Origin of the sequence: Parafannyhessea umbonata (genome assembly GCF_900111255.1) — a bacterium.
Classification (GTDB): domain Bacteria; phylum Actinomycetota; class Coriobacteriia; order Coriobacteriales; family Atopobiaceae; genus Olsenella_J; species Olsenella_J umbonata_A.
Map to the genome: position 1 here is coordinate 317,791 of NZ_FOGP01000002.1, position 20,018 is coordinate 337,808.

14 protein-coding genes and 1 tRNA gene are annotated in these 20,018 nt (G+C 65.6%); 5 read left to right on the top strand and 10 right to left on the bottom strand.

Annotated features, from left to right (window positions below; translation table 11 throughout):
- Nucleotides 1–22: 22 nt before the first annotated feature.
- The 6 genes from BMY31_RS04125 to BMY31_RS04150 all read right to left on the bottom strand — a co-directional run bounded on the left by BMY31_RS04125 (nucleotide 23) and on the right by BMY31_RS04150 (nucleotide 4,443).
- A complete protein-coding gene (locus tag BMY31_RS04125) occupies nucleotides 23–640 on the bottom strand; it encodes an MptD family putative ECF transporter S component (RefSeq protein WP_091008531.1) in 618 nt (205 codons plus the stop codon).
- 259 nt (nucleotides 641–899) lie between these two features.
- Entirely contained in the window at nucleotides 900–1,646 is a 747-nt protein-coding gene (locus tag BMY31_RS08860; protein ID WP_180371356.1) for a MarR family winged helix-turn-helix transcriptional regulator, read from the bottom strand.
- 180 nt (nucleotides 1,647–1,826) lie between these two features.
- Nucleotides 1,827–2,495, bottom strand: coding sequence for a queuosine precursor transporter (locus BMY31_RS04135; RefSeq protein WP_091008534.1), 669 nt, complete (start codon nucleotides 2,493–2,495; stop codon nucleotides 1,827–1,829).
- A 108-nt stretch (nucleotides 2,496–2,603) separates the two neighbouring features.
- Nucleotides 2,604–3,302, bottom strand: a complete 699-nt coding sequence (queC, locus tag BMY31_RS04140; RefSeq protein WP_091008537.1) for a 7-cyano-7-deazaguanine synthase QueC — start codon at nucleotides 3,300–3,302, stop codon at nucleotides 2,604–2,606.
- Complete coding sequence (queF, locus tag BMY31_RS04145; RefSeq protein WP_078686998.1) at nucleotides 3,302–3,790, bottom strand: preQ(1) synthase; 489 nt, start codon at nucleotides 3,788–3,790, stop codon at nucleotides 3,302–3,304. The genes queC and queF overlap by 1 nt, the downstream gene beginning before the upstream one ends.
- A gap of 576 nt (nucleotides 3,791–4,366) precedes the next feature.
- A tRNA-Met gene (locus BMY31_RS04150) sits at nucleotides 4,367–4,443 on the bottom strand.
- Between the two features lie 370 nt (nucleotides 4,444–4,813).
- Here BMY31_RS04150 and BMY31_RS04155 point away from each other — a divergent pair.
- The 5 genes from BMY31_RS04155 (at nucleotide 4,814) to BMY31_RS04175 (ending at nucleotide 12,288) form a co-directional block, all read left to right on the top strand.
- Nucleotides 4,814–6,946: a HelD family protein gene (locus BMY31_RS04155; protein ID WP_091008540.1), complete on the top strand. Its 2,133-nt coding sequence runs from the start codon at nucleotides 4,814–4,816 to the stop codon at nucleotides 6,944–6,946.
- 171 nt (nucleotides 6,947–7,117) lie between these two features.
- Nucleotides 7,118–8,104 (top strand): LacI family DNA-binding transcriptional regulator, encoded by a 987-nt coding sequence (locus BMY31_RS04160; protein ID WP_078687002.1) that lies wholly within the window; start codon nucleotides 7,118–7,120, stop codon nucleotides 8,102–8,104.
- Nucleotides 8,105–8,475: 371 nt separating this feature from the next.
- Nucleotides 8,476–9,897: a PTS transporter subunit EIIC gene (locus tag BMY31_RS04165; protein ID WP_078687003.1), complete on the top strand. Its 1,422-nt coding sequence runs from the start codon at nucleotides 8,476–8,478 to the stop codon at nucleotides 9,895–9,897.
- A 182-nt stretch (nucleotides 9,898–10,079) separates the two neighbouring features.
- Nucleotides 10,080–11,498 (top strand): glycoside hydrolase family 32 protein, encoded by a 1,419-nt coding sequence (locus BMY31_RS04170; protein WP_091008543.1) that lies wholly within the window; start codon nucleotides 10,080–10,082, stop codon nucleotides 11,496–11,498.
- Nucleotides 11,499–11,667: 169 nt separating this feature from the next.
- A complete protein-coding gene (locus BMY31_RS04175; protein WP_091008546.1) occupies nucleotides 11,668–12,288 on the top strand; it encodes a glycerol-3-phosphate acyltransferase in 621 nt (206 codons plus the stop codon).
- 56 nt (nucleotides 12,289–12,344) lie between these two features.
- On the opposite strand, the gene BMY31_RS04180 is transcribed toward BMY31_RS04175, so the two are convergent.
- The 4 genes from BMY31_RS04180 to BMY31_RS04195 all read right to left on the bottom strand — a co-directional run bounded on the left by BMY31_RS04180 (nucleotide 12,345) and on the right by BMY31_RS04195 (nucleotide 20,006).
- Nucleotides 12,345–12,878 (bottom strand): hypothetical protein, encoded by a 534-nt coding sequence (locus BMY31_RS04180; protein WP_078687173.1) that lies wholly within the window; start codon nucleotides 12,876–12,878, stop codon nucleotides 12,345–12,347.
- A 218-nt stretch (nucleotides 12,879–13,096) separates the two neighbouring features.
- Complete coding sequence (pepT, locus tag BMY31_RS04185; protein ID WP_091008549.1) at nucleotides 13,097–14,350, bottom strand: peptidase T; 1,254 nt, start codon at nucleotides 14,348–14,350, stop codon at nucleotides 13,097–13,099.
- 177 nt (nucleotides 14,351–14,527) lie between these two features.
- Nucleotides 14,528–19,297 (bottom strand): 2-hydroxyacyl-CoA dehydratase, encoded by a 4,770-nt coding sequence (locus BMY31_RS04190; RefSeq protein WP_091008552.1) that lies wholly within the window; start codon nucleotides 19,295–19,297, stop codon nucleotides 14,528–14,530.
- The gene (locus tag BMY31_RS04195; RefSeq protein WP_091008555.1) at nucleotides 19,290–20,006 is read right to left on the bottom strand and encodes a TetR/AcrR family transcriptional regulator; all 717 of its coding nucleotides are present in this window, start codon (nucleotides 20,004–20,006) and stop codon (nucleotides 19,290–19,292) included. Before BMY31_RS04195 ends, BMY31_RS04190 begins: the two co-directional genes overlap by 8 nt.
- Between the last annotated feature and the right edge of the window lie 12 nt (nucleotides 20,007–20,018).

The window sequence follows — 20,018 nt, forward strand, 5'->3', positions numbered from 1 at the left end:
TGCCGCCGCGCACGTCGCCATGTTACAGAATCCCGGCCTTCTGGAAGTGCCTCCTGAGCACGGACCTGCCAATCAGGCCACCGACCAGGCCGGAGACGAAGCACGAGACGGCCTCGGCAGGAATCAGCCAGCCCTGGAGAAAGGGCCTGATGGCCTCGACGTAGCCCTGGCCGATCTTCTGGCCGGTGGAGCTCAGGTAGCTGGGATCCAGGAAGAACGGCAGGTAGTTGCCGACGATGAACACGCTGAGGACTGCGTAGGCCAGAACGGCTGCGACGGAGCTCCTGTAGCCGCCGGCGCGCCACACGAGCTCGGCTGCGATGCCAGTGGCGACGCTCACCAGGGGCGTGTAGAAGCCCATGCCGGTCAGCCACATGAAGAGGCCGGCGAGCACGTTGAAGATCAAGATCATGCCGGGTTTCTTGGCCCTCGTCATGAACATCATGAACGGGATGCCGCAGATCAGGGGACACAGGACGCTCAGCAGGAACATGACGATGGGAATGTAGCCGAATATGCCAACCACGGTCATCGCGACGCAGTAGAGAGCGGCGTAGATGCCGATGTTGATGAGGTCGCGACCACCCAACCTGCCGCCAGTCGCGGGAGCGGACCCCGTGGTCATCTGAGAGCCAGCCATTGCTTCACCTTTCGACTTCGCCCAATGCGGATCATTTTGTTAGCTTTGGTGAACAATAAGCATGGCCCGGCAGGCGGTCAAGCAGAGCAGCGAATAAGTCAAGAAACGCGCAACGCCCGACAAACAAACTTTGCCTAGCGTAGCGCCCGCACAAGGGAGAAGGGCAACCGCCCCAAGGCCGCCGCCCTTCTCGCATGCGCTCTGTGAATCTCGCTTGGAGGCAGAGGCCACGCGCCTCCCGCCCTAAGCCGTCTGGCGACTAGTCGTCGCGGCGACGGTTGCCGCCGCGAAAGCCGCCGCGGTCGTCGCGCCCGCCACGGTTGCCGCCGCGAAAGCCGCCGCGGTCGTCGCGCCCGCCACGGTCCTCGCGGAAGCCCCTGCCGCCGCGGTCGTCGCGCCCGCCACGGAACCCGCGGCCACCACGGTCGCGGTCGTCTCGGCCGCCACGGAACCCGCGGCCACCGCGGTCGCGGTCGTCTCGGCCGCCACGGAACCCGCGGCCACCGCGGTCGTCACGGCCACCGCGGTCGAAGCCCTTCTTCTGGAACTTCTTGGCCTTGCGCTCCTCCTCGCGCTCGCGCCAGTCGGCGCCGATCTCGCCGGTGAGCGACGTCTCGATGCGCTCGAGCAGCCCCATCAGGGCATCGACGTCCTCGTCGCCGAAGCCGTCCAGCGCCACATCGGAGAGCTCCTTGGCCTCGGCTTGGTAGTCGCGGCCCTTCTCGGTCAGCGTGACGGACTTGGGGCCCTCTCCCTCGGCCGCGGAGAGCTCGACCAGGCCGGAGGCGACCATGGACTCGAGCGTCGTGCCCATGGCCTCGCTGTCGACGCCCAGGACCATGCCCATCTCGCGCGTGGAGATGCCGTCCTTGATGCGCAGCATCGCCAGGATGCGGCCGACGTTCGCGTCAGCCGCGGCCTCCTGCTCGCGGCGCATGTGGCGGGCGATGCCCACCATGTGGTTGACGACGCCGATCTTCTCGACGACTTCCCTCTTGCTTGCCATGTGCACTCCTGTCTCTGCAGCCGAAGCCCGACCGACTCGATCGCCGCCACCTGCGGCCCAAACGGCCTTGTCCCCGACACGAATACCCTGTCTTGATAGCTGCGCAAGTATGTCATGCGTGCGTGTAGAAGCTGTCGGCTATCCGCACGTGCGCAATATGACCATCATTGCGCGCGGGCGCTACAGCCCCTTGGCCCACCCGATCACGCGGCGGGTGACCAGCGGGTAGCAGACGCACTCGACGGCGACCTTCACGACGGAGGCCACGACGATCATCTGGAAGATGACGTCCCAGGGCAGCACGCCGGCAAACGCCATGAGCGAGAAGACCGTCATGTCCAGGGTCTCGCCCACCACCGTGGACGCGATGCAGCGAAGCGCCAGCCTGCCCTCGCCATCGCGCACGTGCATGAGCTCCATCACCTTGGCGTTCGAAAGGCTGCCCACGACGTAGGCCGTGAAGCTTGCCACCAGGATGCGTGGGGTCGAGCCGAGCACCGTCTGGAAGGCGTCCTGGGCCGTGAAGGTCGCAAACTGGGGCGCGGCAAGCGTGAGAGTGAAGAAGGCCACGCACAGCAGGTCGCACAGAAACGCGATGATAGTCACGCGACGCGCCTCGCGGTAGCCGTACACCTCGGCCAGCACGTCCGAGACGATGTAGTCGATGGGGATGGTGAAGCTCCCACAGGTGATGGCGAAGCCCAGGATGTCGGTCTGCTTGTTGGTGATGATGTTGGACGCGACGAGCGAGGCAACCGAGAGCGCGGTGAGCGCCTGCAGAAGGTGGAAGCGCCTGCCGACGGCCTTGCCGTCGTCGGCGATGCCGTTGGCATCAGTCTGGTTGTTCATGCATTTCTCCTAGTTTTGTTTGGTTGAGGCTGGTTCTCTAGGACAGCCGTCTTGCTGGTATATCCGCTCGAAAGTCGGCGGGCGCGGGACGAGCGGACAGTCGGCGCGCTAGACGCGGTAGGGCACGGGGTCCTCGACGCCGTTTGCCGCAAAGGCCGCCTTGCGGTCCAGGCAGGTGCCGCACTCGCCGCACTGGACGTCTCCGCCCTCGTAGCAGCTCCAGGTGAGCTCGTAGGGAACGCCCAGTCTGAGGCCCCACTCGACGACGCCCGCCTTGGTGAGCTCGACGAAGGGCGCCCTCACGTGCACGAGCCCGCCGGTCCCCGCCTCGATGGCCTCGTACATGGCATCGGTGAAGCGCTTGGTGCAGTCGGGATAGGCGTCGCCGGCCGCATCGTCGGCGTGGGCGCCCAGGTACAGCTCGACCTCCTGGCCGGGATACTCCGACAGCGCCACGGCCGCGACGGACGAGAGCAGAAGGCCGTTGCGGAAGGGCACGTAGGTGTCGACCATGCCGCCGTGCTTCTCGTCCTTCTGACGCGCGTAGCTGCCATGCCGAATCTCGCCGTTGCCCTCGAGCAGCGTGCAGTTGGAGCCATCGAAGATGCGCGATGCCTCGAGGTCGATGACGCGGTGCCTCACGCCGTAGTACTGGGCTATCTTCTGCGCGCAGACGAGCTCCTTCTTGTGCTTCTGCCCGTACCACGCGCTCACGGTGGTGACGTTCTGAGCGCCGTACTTGTCGACGGCGATGCCGACGCAGGTGGTCGAGTCGACGCCGCCGCTGCTCAGGATGACGGCCCTCATTACTCGTGGCCCCCAAGCTGCTCGAACTGACGGCGCGTGACCAGGTCACCGTAGCCGAACTCGGGGTTCGCCCAGTTGGCGAACGGCAGGATCGAGATGCCGCCGCGCGGGCGGAACTTGCCGAACACCTCGATGTAGCGGGGCTCCATCAGCCTGACGAGGTCATCCATGATGATGTTGACGACGTCCTCGTGGAAGTCGCCGTGGTTGCGGAAGCTGAACAGGTACAGCTTGAGCGACTTGCTCTCGACCATGCGGACGTTGGGGATGTAGTTGATGTAGATGGTGCCGAAGTCGGGCTGGCCCGTCTTGGGGCACAGCGTGGTGAACTCCGGGCACTCGAAGGTGACCATGTAGTCGCGGTCCTGATGCTTGTTGACGAAGGTCTCCAGCACCTCGGGCGCATAGTCGTCGCGATACGTGGTGTTCTGGTTGCCCAGCAGCGTGACGCCATCGAGCTCGGTCTCGCTTCTTCCTGCCTCAGACATGGAGGTCCCTCCCCTTACTAAGATTTAACAGGAGAAAGCATACCGCCTAATAGAGGCACGTGCGAAGCTTCGCAATAGAACCACGATGCAAGAAGTTCATGCCGTCGCGACTGCAGGCTCACCTAGACCGGAATGGAACCCGAGTCGACGGCCATTCCCTTCCATCCGTGGCAGCCTTTCGCATACGGAGATACAAACACGACCCCGTCGGGTAGTTGGGGTATGCCGTCCGGCGTCAGCAACCTGCCTCCTTGGCCGCCCCTTCTCTGCGCGGCACCTACATAAAGGAGGAGATTGCCATGCGGAAGACCAGGGCATCCTCCACCCTAGCCGTCTGCCACAACGGCCGGCTTTGCGTGGGGACGTTCGAGCGCGTCGAGGACGGGCGGCTTTCGGCATGCCGAGCCGTCGAACGAGGAGGTTCAAGGGCTCATGCGCACAAGCTGGGACAAGCTAACGTTTACCCAGCCGATTGCCCACGAAGTGGCCCCGAATCGCTGCATAGGGCTAGTAGGGACTATGGCTATACGAAAAAACAGACCAGTAAGTGAAAGTTACTGGTCTGCATCAGGTCTATGGTCGCGGGGGCTGGATTTGAACCAACGACCTCCGGGTTATGAGCCCGGCGAGCTACCAGACTGCTCCACCCCGCAATGTCTGGGCGCACCCTGTGCGCAAGGAAGTAATATAGCGGCATGTCCAACATGAGTCAACGCAGAGATTGCCAGTTGTGAATTCTTCTTCACAATGCCAGTTGGATGCCGCGATCGCGGAACCAGGCACTTCTCGGCTGACTACGCCTCATCCACCGTTGAGTGCGCCGATGCCTCCGTTGCCGTCCCGGTCACCCCCCCTCTTGGGCTTCTCTCGGACTGCACTAGCCCCCCTGCCCCTCCCACCTTCCCTTATTTGGTGAACCGGCTCTCGCTGTTCCCAACCGTCCCATTTCTGGGCATAGTTAAGGGCAGACAGACACTGGGCGCGGCGGATGCGCGGCGGCCGACGAACAACCATGGGAGCGAAATGGCAGCAGACAGCGACGACCCCACCTTCATCGAGGAACAGAGACACCTGAGCGAGATCTACGCTCAGCTACGCGACATCTACGACGAGCTGACCGAAGAGATCGAGGTCAAGCACAAGAGCGCCGCTCAGGACCTGAGGGACCTCTCGGAGGAGGTCCGCATCGACTTTGGCGGCGCGGACGAGACGATGGAGACCCTCGCGGCCATCGAGACTCTCAACTCCGTCATCGACACCTACAACCAACACCACGACTTTGCCGTCGAGAAGCTGGGCCGCGTCATTATGCTGATGGGCCAGCCCTACTTTGCCAAGGTGCGCCTGAAGATGCGCCCCGGTCGCCCCGCACGCGACGTCTACATTGGCTCGGCGGGCATCACCGACAAGAACAAGATTCCCCTGATCGTCGACTGGCGCAACCCCGTGGCCGAGACCTACTACAACCAGGAGATGGGCCCGACCTCCTACACCGTGGACGGGCGCGTGCGCACCGTCAACCTTGAGCTGCGCCGCCAGTACGACATCGTGCGCGACAAGCTGAACGCCTACTTCGACACGACCATCGCCATCGAGGACTCGCTGCTGCTCAACGCCCTCAAGCGCCACCACACCGAGAAGCTCCAGGCCATCACCGCGACCATCCAGAAGGAGCAGAACCAGGTCGTGCGCCACGAGGACGTGCCCGTGATGCTGGTCAACGGCATCGCGGGGTCGGGCAAGACCTCGGTCCTTTTGCAGCGAATCGCCTTCCTCTTCTACCGCAACCGCGAGACGCTCAGCCCCGAGCAGGTCTACCTCTTCACCCCCAACCAGGTGTTCCAGAAGTACATCGACACGGTCCTGCCCACGCTGGGCGAGTCGAACCCGCAGACCTTCACCTGGAAGGAGTTCCTGGCGGGCCTGGGCCTGGGTGACCGCGGGACCGGCGCCGAGGAGGACCCGGCGGTTCTCGACGAGCTGGACGCGGCCTTCGGCGACGTGCAGGTCAAGATGGAGGACCTCCGCGACATCCGCGTGGGCGAGACCGCGCTCATCAAGGCCTCGCAGATCAAGAGCGCATTGGAGAAGTTCTCGCAGTTCCCCGTCGGGCCCCGCCTCATGGCGCTGGTGCGCGACGAGCTGCACGACCGCCTGGACAGGCGCATTGCCCAGATGGCCCACGGCGAGGAGGTGCTCGAGGAGGTGCTCGCGCTCGACGTGGACGAGCAGATGGAGCTCTTCGGCGAGGTGGCCAGCCCCTCCAACGACGACGATGCCTTCCGTTACGCCAAGAAGCTGCTCAAGAGCCGCTACGATTGCGCCCACGAGGACATCGAGAACCTGACGTGGCTGCGCCTTGACCGCATAGGCTGCCGCATGACCGGGAGGAAGGCCATCAGCGCGGCCGAGTGGCTCTACCTGAAGCTTCTGGTGACCGGCCATGGCGCCGACGACGCCCGCTTCGTCATGATCGACGAGGTACAGGACTACACGCTCACGCAGCTGACGGTTCTGGCCAAGTACTTCCCCCGCGCCCACTTCCTGCTTTTGGGCGACTCGCACCAGGCCATCCACGAGGGGACGGCTACCTTCGAACAGATTCGCGAGCTGTTCGCGCGCACCCACGGCAACGTGGAGGAATGCCGCCTGATGACCAGCTACCGCTCGAGCCCCGAGATCACCAGGCTGTTCGCGAGCCTGCTGCCCGAGGAGGAGCGCATCAACCTGAGCTCGGTGCACCGTCCCGGCATCGCCCCGCGCGTCGTCGAGGTGGCCGACGGCGAGACCAACACCCAGGCCTGGCTCGACGAGCTCCGCTCGGCCATCGACGCCGCGGCCCAGGACGAGGGCCTCACCGCGGTGGTCGCCGCGGACAAGCGCCGCGTGAGCTGGCTCTCGAAGCAGCTGGGGGAGCGTGTCGTCACCGTCAGGAACGGCAAGAAGCTGCCGGCCGAAGGCGTGGTCCTGATGGACCTCCCGCTGGCGAAGGGTCTCGAGTTCGACCACGTGATCGTCCCGGACGCACAGGAGACCGTCTACCCTGACACGCCGCTCGCGCGCCGCAGGCTCTACACCGCGATATCGCGCGCCATGCACAAGGTGGACCTCATCTCGCAGGGAGGCATTTCTCCCCTGCTTGCAGACTGGAAGTAGCGGCCACCGCATGCGCGGGCCGTCGTCCGTTCGGGCGGCGGCCCTTTCTTTTCCGACGCAAAGCTTGCTATTGTGGAACCGATTTCACAACGAACGGCATCTGGCGGCGGTGGCGGTCACGCCCAACGGCAGACGCCTCGCGCACGATTACGCACGATTGGGAGCTTCGACATGGACATCAACGAGATTGCCCGCATGGCCGGCGTTTCTCGCGCGACGGTTTCGCGCTACCTCAACGACGGCTACGTGTCGGAGGAGAAGCGCCACATGATCAAGAAGGTCATCGACGAGACCGGCTACGTCCCCTCTCAGCGTGCCCAGACCCTGCGCACCGGCAAGACCAAGCTCGTGGGCGTGATCATCCCCAAGATCAGCTCCGACTCGGTCAGCCGCATGGTGCAGGGCATGACCAAGCTCTTCCGCGAGAACGGCTACCAGATCATCCTGGCCAACACCGACAACGACGCGAAGGCCGAGGTCGACTACATCAAGCTGTTCTCGGGCCGCAACAAGGTGGACGGCATCATCCTGATAGCCACGGTCTTCTCGGCGGCGCACATTCGCGCGCTCGAGGCATGCAGCATCCCCACGGTGGTGCTCGGGCAGAAGCTCGAGGGGCAGTCGTGCGTCTTCCAGGACGACTTCCACGCGCTGTACGAGATCACGCTTTCGGCGCTCCAGCACGGCAGCAAGCCGGCGTTCCTGGGCGTGCGCGAGGACGACGTGTCCGCCGGCCACCAGAGGCACGAGGGCTTCATGGCGGCCTGCAAGGAGCTGGACATTAGGATCCCCCAGAAGAACGTCATCCTGGGCGGCAAGTTCAGCGTCGACGCGGGCTACAACATGACTGAGGAGCTCATCGAGTCGGGGGCCGACGTGGACACCATCGTCTGCGCGACCGACAACATCGCCTTCGGCGCGATCACCTGCCTGCGCGAGTACGGACGGCGCGTCCCGGAGGACGTCCAGGTGACCGGCGTCGGCGACGGCACGCTCTCGCAGGTGGTCAGCCCTACGCTCACCACCGTCCACCACTACTACCGCGAATCCGGCCTGGAGGCGGCAAAGATCCTGGTTGACGCCATGAACGGCGGCACCACCATCGCGCGCGAGGTGCGCATGGGCTACGAGGTCCGCAGGAGGCGCTCGACCCGCTAGGCGGCGCACGGACGCACGCGCACTCGGCACTCGGTATCGCCGGGGGCCTTTTTGCGCCGCGCGCCGCATGGCGTCGGGCACTGGCCGACGCCGCAGAATCCCCCATGGCCGCAGCTCGGTCGGCGAAACCTCCCGGCATCGAAGGCGACATCTGTCGGATACCGTTCGCCGTCCTATTCATACCGTTTGCCGCGAGCATAGTAAGGAAGTCGCGATTCTCCACAAACGGAGAGTATTTCTATTGTTGTGAGAACGATTTCACATCGTTTCACACTTGTTTATAATGCGTTTGTTAGTTTTGTTCTGCGTTTGTTTGTGAGAACGATTTCATTCTGCCTACGTTCTCACTGCCATCCGAAAAAGGGGGAAACATGGCACTAGACCACAAGCAGGCGGCTGAGGAGATCCTCAAGGCCGTCGGCGGCAAGGAGAACATCGTGTCCGCAGCCCACTGCGCCACGCGTCTCCGCCTTGTCATCGCCGACGACAGCAAGGTCGACAAGGACGCCGTCGACAACGCCACGGGCGCCAAGGGCAACTTCTCTGCCTCGGGCCAGCTCCAGGTCATCTACGGCACCGGCACCGTCGACAAGGTGTACGACGAGTTCGTCAAGATCGCCGGCGTCGAGGCCGCGACCAAGGACGAGGTCAAGCAGGCGGCTGCCGCCAAGGGCAACGCCTTCCAGCGTGCCATCAAGGTCCTGGCAGACGTCTTCGTCCCCATCATCCCGGCAATCGTCGCCTCCGGTATGCTCATGGGCATCATGGGCGCCCTCAGCTTCATGGGCACGCCCGTCGCAGACGGCGGCGCAGGCTTCTTCGCCCTTGACCAGACGACCGTCTGGTGGCGCATTGCCGCGCTGATCAACGCCTGCGCGCTCGCCAACCTCCAGATTCTCCTGGGCTTCTCGGCGGCCAAGGTCTTCGGCGGCAACCCCTACCTGGGTGCATCGCTCGGCGCGCTCCTGATCAGCGGTGACTTCATCAACGCCTACAGCGCCTCCGCCGCGATCGCCGACGGCTCCATGATCACCCTCCCGGTCATCCCGGGCGTCTACAGCATCGACTGGATCGGCTACCAGGGCCACGTCATCCCCATCCTCGTAGGTGTCTGGATCCTCTGCTTCTTTGAGAAGCGCCTCCACAAGATCGTCCCCGAGATGCTCGACCTGTTCCTCACTCCCCTTCTGTCCGTCTCGCTCGCTGCCTACATCACGATCCTGTTCATCGGCCCGGTCTTCGTCTGGCTCGAGAACAGCATCCTCAGCGTGCTCATGTTCCTGCTCACCGTGCCCCTGGGCCTTGGCTACATCGCAATCGGCCTGATCTACTCGCCTTCCGTCGTCACCGGCCTGCACCAGATGTACACCGCCATCGACGTCTCGATGCTCGCCCAGTACGGCGTCACCTACTGGCTGCCCATCGCCAGCGCCGCGAACATCGCCCAGGGCGGCGCCTGCCTCGCGGTCGCGCTCAAGACCAAGAGCGACAAGACCAAGGCGCTCGCGGTTCCCGCCGGCATCTCCTGCCTGCTGGGCATCACCGAGCCCGCAATCTTCGGCGTCAACCTGCCTAACCTCAAGCCCTTCGCCTGCGGCATGGCCGGCTCCGCCTGCGGCGCCCTGATGTGCTTCATCTTCCACCTCGCCGCCAGCGGCACCGGCGTCACGGGCATCTTCGGCATCCTGCTCTGCATTGCCCAGCCCGTCCAGTACGCCATCATGTTCGCCGTCGCCTTCGGCGTGGCATTCGGCCTCTCCATGGTCCTCTACAAGGACAAGGTCGCCGAATAAGGCTTCACCCCGAAACGCCAGGGGGAGCGGCCGCGGTCGCTCCCCCCTTTCGCGTTTCGCGCGCCCATCGGCTCACCAGCGCAGGCGCTGGGCGCACGCAACGCGAAGGCTTCGCGGGAACGCACGGGCGCCTCGCAGCCCTCCGCGAGATTCGAGATCACCAACACAGGAAGCAGGTAAACATGACCGACAAGACGTGGCGCATGGGCTTTCACCTTATGCCTCCCTCCGGCTGGATCAACGACCCCAACGGTCTGTGCCAGTTCAGGGGCGTCTACCACGCCTTCTTCCAGTACAGCCCCGACTGGCCCAACGGCGGAGAGCGCTGTTGGGGACACGCCACGAGCACCAACCTCGTGAGCTGGGACTACCACGACGTCGCGATCCACCAGGACACCCCCGAGGACGCCAACGGCGCCTACTCGGGCTCGACCTTCGTCGAGCGCGGCGCGGCAGCGGACGGCGGCGACCGCATGCGCATCTACTACACGGGCAACGTGAAGCACCCGGGCGACTACGACTACATCAACGAGGGTCGCGGCGCGAACGAGATCACCGTCACCAGCGACGACGGCATGCACTTCTCGCCCAAGCAGGTGCTGCTCAGGAATGCCGACTACCCCGCCTACTGCTCGTGCCACGTGCGCGACCCCAAGCTGTGGGAGCAGCGCGGCGAGCTCCACATGGCCCTGGGCGCGCGCGACCGCGACAGTCACGGCCTGGCGCTCATCTACAGCTCCACCGATGGCATCGACTGGCGGCTTCGAACCGCCATCCGCCCCACAGATGACTTCGGCTTCATGTGGGAGTGCCCCGACGTGATCCGCCTGGTTGAGGGTGTAGACGGCCAGAGGCACGAGTTCCTGGGCTTCTGCCCGCAAGGGATGCCCGCGAAGGACGACGACGGCAGGGGCACCTCGTGGGCCGGTTACCTGCCGCTCTCCGGCACCGCCATCGACGCCACGACGGCCGACCCCGCGCTCTGGCGCGAGTGGGACGGCGGCTTTGACTTCTATGCGCCCCAGACCTTCGTCGACGACGCAGGCCGCACTCTGCTGATTGCCTGGGTCGGCATGCCCGACGAGGACTTTATGGGCCAGCCGGAGCAGCTCGACTGGATCCACAGCCTGAGCGTCCCGCGCACGCTGGAGGTGGACCCCAAGGACCCCACCCGCATCATGCAGTGGCCCGTGGGCGAGGTCGACGCGCTGCGCCAGGAGGCCACCGAGGCCCAGGACGGGCAGCTCTCGCTCCCCTGTCACCGCGCGGACATAGAGGTCGAGGGCGTGCAGGGCGACTTCGCCCTCACGCTGGACGGAGCACTCGCCATCAGTGGCAGCGGGGACAGCGTCACGCTGTCGCTCGACGCGGCGACCGGCTGTGGCCGCGGCGCCCGCTCGATCGCCTGCGGCGGCATCGAGTCGCTGCGCGTGCTGGTTGACGAGTCCATCGTCGAGGTGTTCGTCAACGGCGGCCGCGCGACCTTCACCACGCGCTGGTTCCCCACGGCCGACAAGCTCGATGTGAGGCTCGAGGGCTCGTGCGCCTCGGCCCGCGCGTGGACCATGGCGAAGGCGGGTACAGACCCGTACGAGGGTTAGGCCTCACTGCCCGCCGGCCCGGCTCCTTGCATCCAGCTGGACCGGCGGACGCGAGATATGAGACCATGTGTCTCGACCAAGGCTGGGTCCGGCGCGCTCGCGTCGGACCCTTCTTGCGAAGAAGGGCGCGCCGCCTTGCCGGGTGAAGCGCCATGGGAGGAACGGAACTATGCTCATCGCCTGCCTGCTCGTCGGATACCTGCTGGGAAGCTTTCTGACCGCCGAGGTCGTCTGCCGCGTCGTCGCGCACCGAAGCGCGTTCGAAGTCGGCGAGGGCAACCCCGGCATGGCCAGCGTCGGCCGCGAGCTGGGCGCCAAGGCGGGAGCCTGCGTGCTTGCGGGAGACATCCTCAAGACCGTGGCCGCCTGGGCCGCGGCGCAGCTGCTGTGTCCCGCAGACGCGCAGATGGCCGGGCTGCTCGCGACGCTGGGTGCGACCGTGGGCCACAACCACCCCTTCTGGCACCGCTTCCGCGGCGGCAAGGGCGTGGCGACCACCTGCTCGGCCATCATCCTGGCCTCTCCCGCCCTGGGAGTCGCGGCAAGCCTTGCGGGCCTGGCGGTCGTGGTCCTCTCGGGCTACCTCTGCTGGGGCGCCTTGGCCATACCCGTGGCGTTCACGCTGCTGACGCTCGCGACCGGAGCCGCACCCGCGGTCGTGGTGGCGTCTGCGATACTCGCGGCGCTCATGGCAAAGGCGCACGCCAACGCCATGAGCGAGGCCCTGGCGGGCACGCGCCGCAGGGCCAGCATATCGACTAAGTTTTGGGACAGGGTCAGGCGCCGCTAGTTGCTGCCGCATGCGGGCGGCAGCGGGGTCGGGCGAGGTCGCCGCCGGCGGCGGGGCTAGTTCTCGAGCACCTCGAAGCGGTTGATGCGCATGAGGATCTGCTCGACGTCGAGGGTTCCCAGGATGGTGACGGGCTTCTTCTCGCCCACGTAGAACACCCTGACACTCTGGTAGCCCGCGGCGTTGCTGGGGCGAGCCCACTCCATGCGCAGGATGTTCTCGTAGCGGATGGTGCGCTCGGGACCCACGAACGGCGTGATCGTCATGTAGTCCTCGTAGGTGATCACGCGGTAGCGGCACATGGCCGCCCACAGCAGGAACGTCACGAGGACGAAGGTGCAGAAGAACGCCAGAACCACGACGGGATTGGCGCTGTAGACTCCCAGCTCGCACAGCCACGAGAGCAGAAGTCCCAGAAGCGACATGAAGACAATCACAAGAAGCAGCGCGCGGGTGAGCGCGATGGACACCAGGTAGGTGTCGTGGTGGCGATGGTGGCGCTCCGACATGCCCGTTCCCATCGAGAACTGCATGAACAGGGCAAGCAGGGGCACCATCGTCGTCACCGCGGCCAGGATGTTGTGGAGCATGTCGGCGTCACCTCCCCAGAGGAGCTCGTCGCCGCAGGGGCGAACCATATAAAAGCTTGGCTGATTTGAATATAGGGTACCGCGCACGGCCGGCCCGGAGCCCTGCAGCCCCCGCGCGCGGGGGCCATGCATCCGCAAGCGAGAAGGGCCTGCGGCCAAGGGTTGATTTTGCTACGCGAGCGGTAGCAGATTGGCCGGTCGCCGGCACGGCAGCCTCCCTACGCGACGGCGAACTTGGCCACGAGCCTCACCAGCATTTCGACGGTCAGCTCCATGCTGCGCACGGGAATGAACTCGCGTACGCTGTGGGCGTTGTAGCCGCCGGTCGCCAGGTTGGGGCAGGGCAGGCCGCGCAGCGAGAGCTGGGAGCCGTCGGTGCCGCCACGGACCGCGATAACGAACGGCTCGATGCCCGCCTCGCGATTCGCCTCGAGCGCGCGGTCAATCAGGAAGGGGCAGTCGTCGAAGGCCTCGACCATGTTGCGGTACTGCTCACGCAGCTCGACCTCGACGGTCCCCTCGCCGTAGAGAGCGTTGAGGAACGCGGCGATGTCGCGCAGCACCTGCTGGCGCGCCTCGAATTTGGCGGAGTCGTGGTCGCGGACGATGTAGCACAGCTCCACCTCGGACGCCGAGCCCTTGATCGAGATGGGGTGGTAGAAGCCCTCGCGGCCCTCGGTGTGCTCCGGGCGCTCGAAGGCCGGCACAAGGCTCTGGAACTCGCCGGCGACGGTGATAGCGTTGACCATGATGTCCTTCGCGGTGCCCGGGTGGACCATCATGCCGCGCACGCGGACCTTCGCCTCAGCCGCGTTGAAGGTCTCGTAGCAGAACTCGCCCAGGGCCTCGCCGTCAACGGTGTAGCACCAGGTGGCGCCGAACTCCTTCAGGTCCAGGAGCGACGCGCCGTGGCCGATTTCCTCGTCAGGCACGAAGGCAATCTTGAGCGCGGGATGGGGCAGACTGGGGTCGTCCCTCAGACGCTTGACGAGGGCGCAGATCTCGGCCACGCCGGCCTTGTCGTCAGCCGAGAGGAGCGTGCTGCCGTCGCTGCAGATGATGTCCTGGCCCTCGAGCTTCTTCAGGTCGGGAACCTGCTCGGGCGTGGTCGCGACGGTCACGCCGTCCACGACGCCAGCCACCAGGTCACCGCCCTCGTAGTGGACGATGTGCGGCTTCACGCCGGATGCGGGCGCGTCGACGACGGAGTCCAGATGCGCGCAGAGGCCCAGTGCGGGAAGTCCCTCGGCCCCCTCGGAGGCCGCGACGCTCGCGGTGACGTAGGCGTGCTCGTCGACGCGGACGTCGTCGCAGCCCAGGACGCGAAGCTCTTCTCCAAGGTAGGCGGCCATCTTGTGCTGCTCGGGCGTGGAGGGAGTCTGGTCCTCGTTGTCGGGGTTGGACTGGGAGTCAATCTGAACGTAGCGCATGAAGCGCTCGACGACGTCGGAAAGCTCGGCGTTTTCAGCCATGCGGTGCTCCTTTCGGACGGTTGCCCGTCCTCGCGTGATTTCTAGCGAACGATGGTAGCACGCAGCCGGCGCCGCACGGGCGCTTATGCCGAATGCACAGACAACGCAAGCGGGGTCGCCGCCCGAAGGCAACGACCCCGCGCAATGGCACTCACATGGCTTGCGCCTGCCTGGCGACTACCTCACGCCGGCCTTGCGCTTGGCCTCCTCGATGGCGTCCAGCTGCTCGGCAGACAGGTGGATCCTGCCCTCGCCGCGGCCGACCGTGACGCCGCCGTCCTCGTCGACCGGCGTGCCATAGGCGGCGTAGCCGCCCGAGACGGACGCGCCCTCGTTCACGACGTGGTCGTCGAGCTCTCCCTTGCGGCGCAGGTGCGCGCCGCGCGCGGTGGAGGAAAACGACGGCCTCTGCAGGTCATCGCCCTTGAGCGTGAAGGACCCTCCCCTCTTGTAGTTCTCCTTGGCAACCGAGATCATTAGCTTGATGCGATTGAGCTGGTTGACCTCCGAGGCGCCGGGGTCGTAGTCGACGGCGACGATGTTGCTCTCGGGGTGCATCTGGCGCAGGCGCTTGATGACCGACTTGCCCACGACGTGGTTGGGCAGGCAAGCAAACGGCGACGCGCAGACGATGTTGGGCGTGCCGCTCTCGATTAGCTCGACCATCTCGGCAGTCAGCAGCCAGCCCTCTCCCATGGTGTTGCACAGCGACAGGATGCTCTCGGCCTTCTTGCCCAGGTCCATGATGCCGCCGTAGGGCTCAAAGCGATCGGACTTCCTGAGCATCTTGTTGATGGGCTCTCGCATGCCTTCGATCAGCTTGATGCCGGCGGCGTGCGTCAGGCGGCTCGAGGCCTTGGTGCCCAGCTCGTCCTTCATGTTAATCTGGTTGGAGGTGCCGAAGAGGAAGAAGTCCACCAGACCGGGGACGTCGGCCTCGCAGCCCTCGCCCTCGATGACCTTGACGACCTCATTGTTGGCCGTCGGGTGGAACTTGACCAGGATCTCGCCGACGACGCCGACGCGCGGCTTGGTGCGGTCGGCCTCGAGCGGCAGCTGGTCGAAGCGGCGGACGGTATCCTCGCACAGCTCGTAGAACGACCTGCGGCTGGCGCGCGGGATCAGCGTCTTGGCGCGGCTCATGAGACTGTCGTACAGCCGGTCCGCCGAGCCCTTCTCGGCCTCGTAGGGACGCACGCGGTACAGGCACTTCATGATGAGGTCGCCGTACAGAAGCGCGTAGATCGCGCGCTTGACGAGCTTGGGCTGCAGGATGTTGAAGCCGGGGTTGTCCTCGTCCAGGCCGCCGGCGACCGACAGCGAGATGACGGGCACGTTCTCGTGGCCGGAGTCCTTCAGGGCCTTGCGGATGAGCGCGATGTAGTTGGTCGCGCGGCAGCCGCCGCCGGTTTGCGAGATCAGGACCGCGGTTCGGCTCAGGTCGTACTTACCCGAGAGGATGGCCTCCATGATCTGGCCGGTGACCAGAATCGACGGGTAGCAGATGTCGTTGTTCACGTACTTCAGGCCCGTGTCGACCGCGGCGTGGTCGACGGAGGGCAGCAGCACCACATTGTAGCCCGAGGACTTCAGGAGCGCCTCGACGATCTCGAAGTGGATGGGGCTCATCTGCGGCGCGAGGATGGTGTAGCCCTCGGCCTGCATCTCCTTGGTGTAGCGCACCTTCTTGAAGGCAGCGCTGGCGGCCTCACGGTAGACAGGCACGCGGCGGCTCAGATCGGTGCGGCGGGCCTTCTCGAGCGAGCCGTCAGCCATGCGCACATCGACCGGGATAGCCTCGACGGCGGTGCCCGCGGCGGTCTTGCGCTCGAGCTCGGCGCGCTCCTCCTTGAGAGCGGCCATCAGCGAGCGCACGCGGATGCGGGCGGCGCCAAGGTTGGACACCTCGTCGATCTTGAGGACGGTGTAGATCTTGCCGGACCCCTCGAGGATCTCCTGCACCTGGTCGGTGGTGAGAGCGTCCAGGCCACAGCCGAAGGACTGGAGCTGGATCAGGTCGAGGTCATTGCGGGCCGCGACGAAGCGGGCCGCGCGGTACAGGCGGCTGTGGTACATCCACTGGTCGACCACGCGGATGGGGCGCTCGGGCCCCATCTTGTGGGCGACGGAGTCCTCGGTCAGGACCGCGAAGCCGAACCCCTGCAGCATCTCGGGGATGGCGTGGTTGATCTCGCCGTCGTTGTGGTACGGGCGGCCTGCGAGCACGATGCCGTGGGCGTCGTTGTCCTCGATCCACTCCAGAACCTCGTCGCCCTTGCGGTGCATCTGGTCCTTGAACGCGAGGTCCTCCTCCCAGGCGGCGTTAACGGCGGCGTCAACCTCGGCGCGGGTGATGTCGCTTCCGGTGAAGCGTCCCTTGCCGTTTGCGGCGTCAGCCTTGCGCTGCACCTGGACGAGCTCGTACAGGCGACGCTTGAGCTCGCTCTTCTTGTCGTACGGGATGAAGGGGTCCATGTACTCGACGGCAGGATCGCTCAGCTCGTCGACGTTGAGGCCCAGCGCCTGAGGGTAGCTCATGACGATCGGGCAGTTGTAGTGGTTGCCCGCCGTCTTGTCCTCCTGGCGCTCCCAGCGGATGCAGGGCATCCAGATGAAGTCGGGGTCCTTCTCCAGAAGGTTCATGATGTGGCCGTGGCTGAGCTTGGCCGGGTAGCAGACGGACTCGGAGGGCATCGACTCGGTGCCGGCCTCGTAGGTCTTGCGCGTGGTGGGGTCGCTCAGCACGACCGAGAAGCCCAGCTTGGTGAAGAACGTGTGCCAGAAGGGGTAGTTCTCGTACATGTTGAGGGCGCGAGGGATGCCCACGGTGCCGCGCGGAGCGCTGTCCGCGGGAAGGCTCTCGCGGTCGAACAGCAGCTTGTTCTTGAAGGCGAACAGGTTCGGGGCCTTGGACTGCTGGCTCTTGGGCTTGCCCGAGCCCTTCTCGCAGCGGTTGCCCGTGACGAAGCGGCGGCCGTTGCCGAAGGAATTGATGGTGAGCAGGCAGTTGTTGGAGCAGCGACCGCAGTGGGCGTTGGTGTGCTTCACCTGCAGGTTGTCGATCTGCTCGCGTGAGAGCAGCTCCGAGGTGCCTGCCGCGCCCGCGCGGTCGCGGGCCAGGAGCGCCGCGCCGTAGGCACCCATGACGCCGGCGATGTCGGGGCGGATGACCTCGCGGCCGGTCAAGAGCTCGAAGGCGCGCAGGGTGGCGTCGCTCATGAAGGTGCCGCCCTGGACGACCACGTACCTGCCGATCTCGTCGTAGTCACGCAGCTTGATGACCTTGAAGAGCGCGTTCTTGATGACGGAGTAGGAAAGGCCCGCGGCGACGTCGCCGATGGTCGCGCCCTCCTTCTGCGCCTGCTTGACGCGGGAGTTCATGAAGACGGTGCAGCGGCTGCCCAGGTCGACGGGCCTCTCGCCGCCCACGGCCGCGCGGGCGAACTCGCGAACGTCCATGCCCATCGAGTCCGCGAAGTTCGCAATGAACGAGCCGCAGCCCGACGAGCATGCCTCGTTGAGGCTGATGTGCTCGATGATGCCGTTCTTGACCTGCAGGCACTTCATGTCCTGGCCGCCGATGTCCAGGATGAAGTTGACGTCGGGCACGAAGGCCTTGGCGCCACGCAGGTGCGCGACGGTCTCAATCTCGCCGGAGTCCGCACCGAGGGCCTCGATCAGGATGCCCTCGCCGTAGCCGGTGGTCGTGACGTGGCCGATCACGCAGTCGTCGCTCAGGTGGTCGTAGATGTCGTCCATGATCTTGCGGGCGGTGCCCAGGACGTCGCCGTTGTTGTTGTCGTACCAGGTGTAGAGAAGTTCGCCCTCCTCGCCCACGACGGCGGCCTTCATCGTGGTGGAGCCTGCGTCGAGGCCGATGAACACGCGGCCGTGGTAGCCGTCGAGCGTGCCCTTGGGAACGACCTCCTTGTCGTGGCGCTCCTTGAAGGCGGCATAGTCCGCCTCGGTGGCGAACAGCGGGTCGAGGCGCTCGACCTCGGAGCCCTGGGTGTCGCCCAGGTTCTTGAGGTCCTCGATGACCTCCGAGAAAGTCACGTACTTATTGGACTCGCCGGCAAGCGCTGCGCCCGTCGCGACGAACAGATGGGCGTTCTGCGGGATGACGCGGTGCTCCTCATCCAGGTTGAGGGTCAGGTAGAAGCGGTGGCGCAGCTCCGAGAGGTACTGAAGCGGGCCGCCCAGGAAGGCGACATAGCCGCGGATGGGGTGGCCGCAGGCGAGGCCCGAGATGGTCTGGTTGGCAACCGCCTGGAAGATGGAGGCGGCCACGTCCTCGCGCGCCGCGCCCTCGTTGAGCAGCGGCTGGACGTCAGACTTGGCGAACACGCCGCAGCGCGACGCTATGGGATAGATGTGCTGCGCGCCCTTGGCCAGCTCGTTGAGGCCGGAGGCGTCGGTCTCCATAAGCGAGGCCATCTGGTCGATGAACGCACCGGTGCCGCCGGCGCAGGTGCCGTTCATGCGCTGCTCGATGCCGTTGTCGAAGTAGATGATCTTGGCGTCCTCGCCGCCCAGCTCGATGGCGCAGTCGGTCTGCGGGATGAGCGCCTCGACCGCGTGCTTGGACGCGATGACCTCCTGCACGAACTCCACGTCGAGCCACTGGGCCAGCAGCATGCCGCCGGAGCCTGTGATGGAGACGCGCATGGGGGCGTCGCCCAGCACGGCGCGGGCCTTCTCGAACACCTGCGCGGCCGTGGCCTTGACGTCGGTGTGGTGGCGCTCGTAGTTGGCGTAGACCAGGTTGTCGTTGTCGTCGATAACGGCGAGCTTGACCGTGGTGGAGCCGACGTCGATGCCCAGGCGCAGGTTCGCATGGGTCAGGTCGATGCGCCTCTTGGGCCTCAGCTCGGCCTCGAACTGCTCGAGCTCGATCGGCTGCTTGCTCTCGACCTGGGCCTTCGTGGAGTCAGAGTGGTTAGTCATCAAGGATCCCCTTCATCTTGAGTGCCGCGACCGCGATGGTCGGGATGTTGAACTCGATGGTCTTGCCGTAGAGGTCGCCGGGGCGGACGAACATGAGCGCCGTCATGACGCGGGCCATGACCTCGACGTTCTCGCGCATGCCACTGGTGAGCCAGCGCACGAGCACGCCGACCTCGGCGGATATCGCATAGGTGAGGTAGTAGTCGAAGAACGCCCCCACGGCCAGCGAGTCGATGCCCTCGGAGGCGCGGCTCTCGACCGTCTCACGCACCATCTGCTCAAGGCGCTTGGCGAACGCGGGGTCGCCGCCGTTTCCCAGAAGCGCCGCAAGGTAGCTGCCGCGCTTCTTGAAGTAGTTGAGCAGCTCGATGGAGCCGGGGCAGGGCTCGAAGCGCCCGATGGACTCCTGGAGGTCGTCCAGATGGGTCGCCGCGATCTTCTCGACCAGCCCGCGCGCCTCGCAGATCGTCTCGTGCTCGATGGCGAAGACCAGATCGGGAATGTCGCGGAAGTGCGAGTAGAACGTGCGACGGGTGACGCCGGCCCGGTCGCTCACGGCGGTCACCGTGACCTGCGAGAGGTCGCCGGTCTCCTCGATCTCGCGCGCCAGGGCGTCGCGCAGGGCACGCCGGGTGCGCGTCGTGCGCCTGTCGGGCGCCGACGCGGCCGCGTCCGGAAGCGGCGAGCCGCCTTGCATGGGCCATTGCATCTTGTGGTGCTC

What these genes read in the sequence shown, in the direction of transcription:
- pepT (WP_091008549.1), bottom strand. Translation starts at nt 14,350, where the DNA reads ATGGCTGAAAACGCCGAGCTTTCCGACGTCGTCGAGCGCTTCATGCGC.
- BMY31_RS04165 (WP_078687003.1), top strand. Translation starts at nt 8,476, where the DNA reads ATGGCACTAGACCACAAGCAGGCGGCTGAGGAGATCCTCAAGGCCGTC.
- BMY31_RS04190 (WP_091008552.1), bottom strand. Translation starts at nt 19,297, where the DNA reads ATGACTAACCACTCTGACTCCACGAAGGCCCAGGTCGAGAGCAAGCAG.
- BMY31_RS04170 (WP_091008543.1), top strand. Translation starts at nt 10,080, where the DNA reads ATGACCGACAAGACGTGGCGCATGGGCTTTCACCTTATGCCTCCCTCC.
- queF (WP_078686998.1), bottom strand. Translation starts at nt 3,790, where the DNA reads ATGTCTGAGGCAGGAAGAAGCGAGACCGAGCTCGATGGCGTCACGCTG.
- BMY31_RS04135 (WP_091008534.1), bottom strand. Translation starts at nt 2,495, where the DNA reads ATGAACAACCAGACTGATGCCAACGGCATCGCCGACGACGGCAAGGCC.
- BMY31_RS04125 (WP_091008531.1), bottom strand. Translation starts at nt 640, where the DNA reads ATGGCTGGCTCTCAGATGACCACGGGGTCCGCTCCCGCGACTGGCGGC.
- queC (WP_091008537.1), bottom strand. Translation starts at nt 3,302, where the DNA reads ATGAGGGCCGTCATCCTGAGCAGCGGCGGCGTCGACTCGACCACCTGC.
- BMY31_RS04155 (WP_091008540.1), top strand. Translation starts at nt 4,814, where the DNA reads ATGGCAGCAGACAGCGACGACCCCACCTTCATCGAGGAACAGAGACAC.
- BMY31_RS04195 (WP_091008555.1), bottom strand. Translation starts at nt 20,006, where the DNA reads ATGCAATGGCCCATGCAAGGCGGCTCGCCGCTTCCGGACGCGGCCGCG.
- BMY31_RS04175 (WP_091008546.1), top strand. Translation starts at nt 11,668, where the DNA reads ATGCTCATCGCCTGCCTGCTCGTCGGATACCTGCTGGGAAGCTTTCTG.
- BMY31_RS04160 (WP_078687002.1), top strand. Translation starts at nt 7,118, where the DNA reads ATGGACATCAACGAGATTGCCCGCATGGCCGGCGTTTCTCGCGCGACG.
- BMY31_RS04180 (WP_078687173.1), bottom strand. Translation starts at nt 12,878, where the DNA reads ATGCTCCACAACATCCTGGCCGCGGTGACGACGATGGTGCCCCTGCTT.
- BMY31_RS08860 (WP_180371356.1), bottom strand. Translation starts at nt 1,646, where the DNA reads ATGGCAAGCAAGAGGGAAGTCGTCGAGAAGATCGGCGTCGTCAACCAC.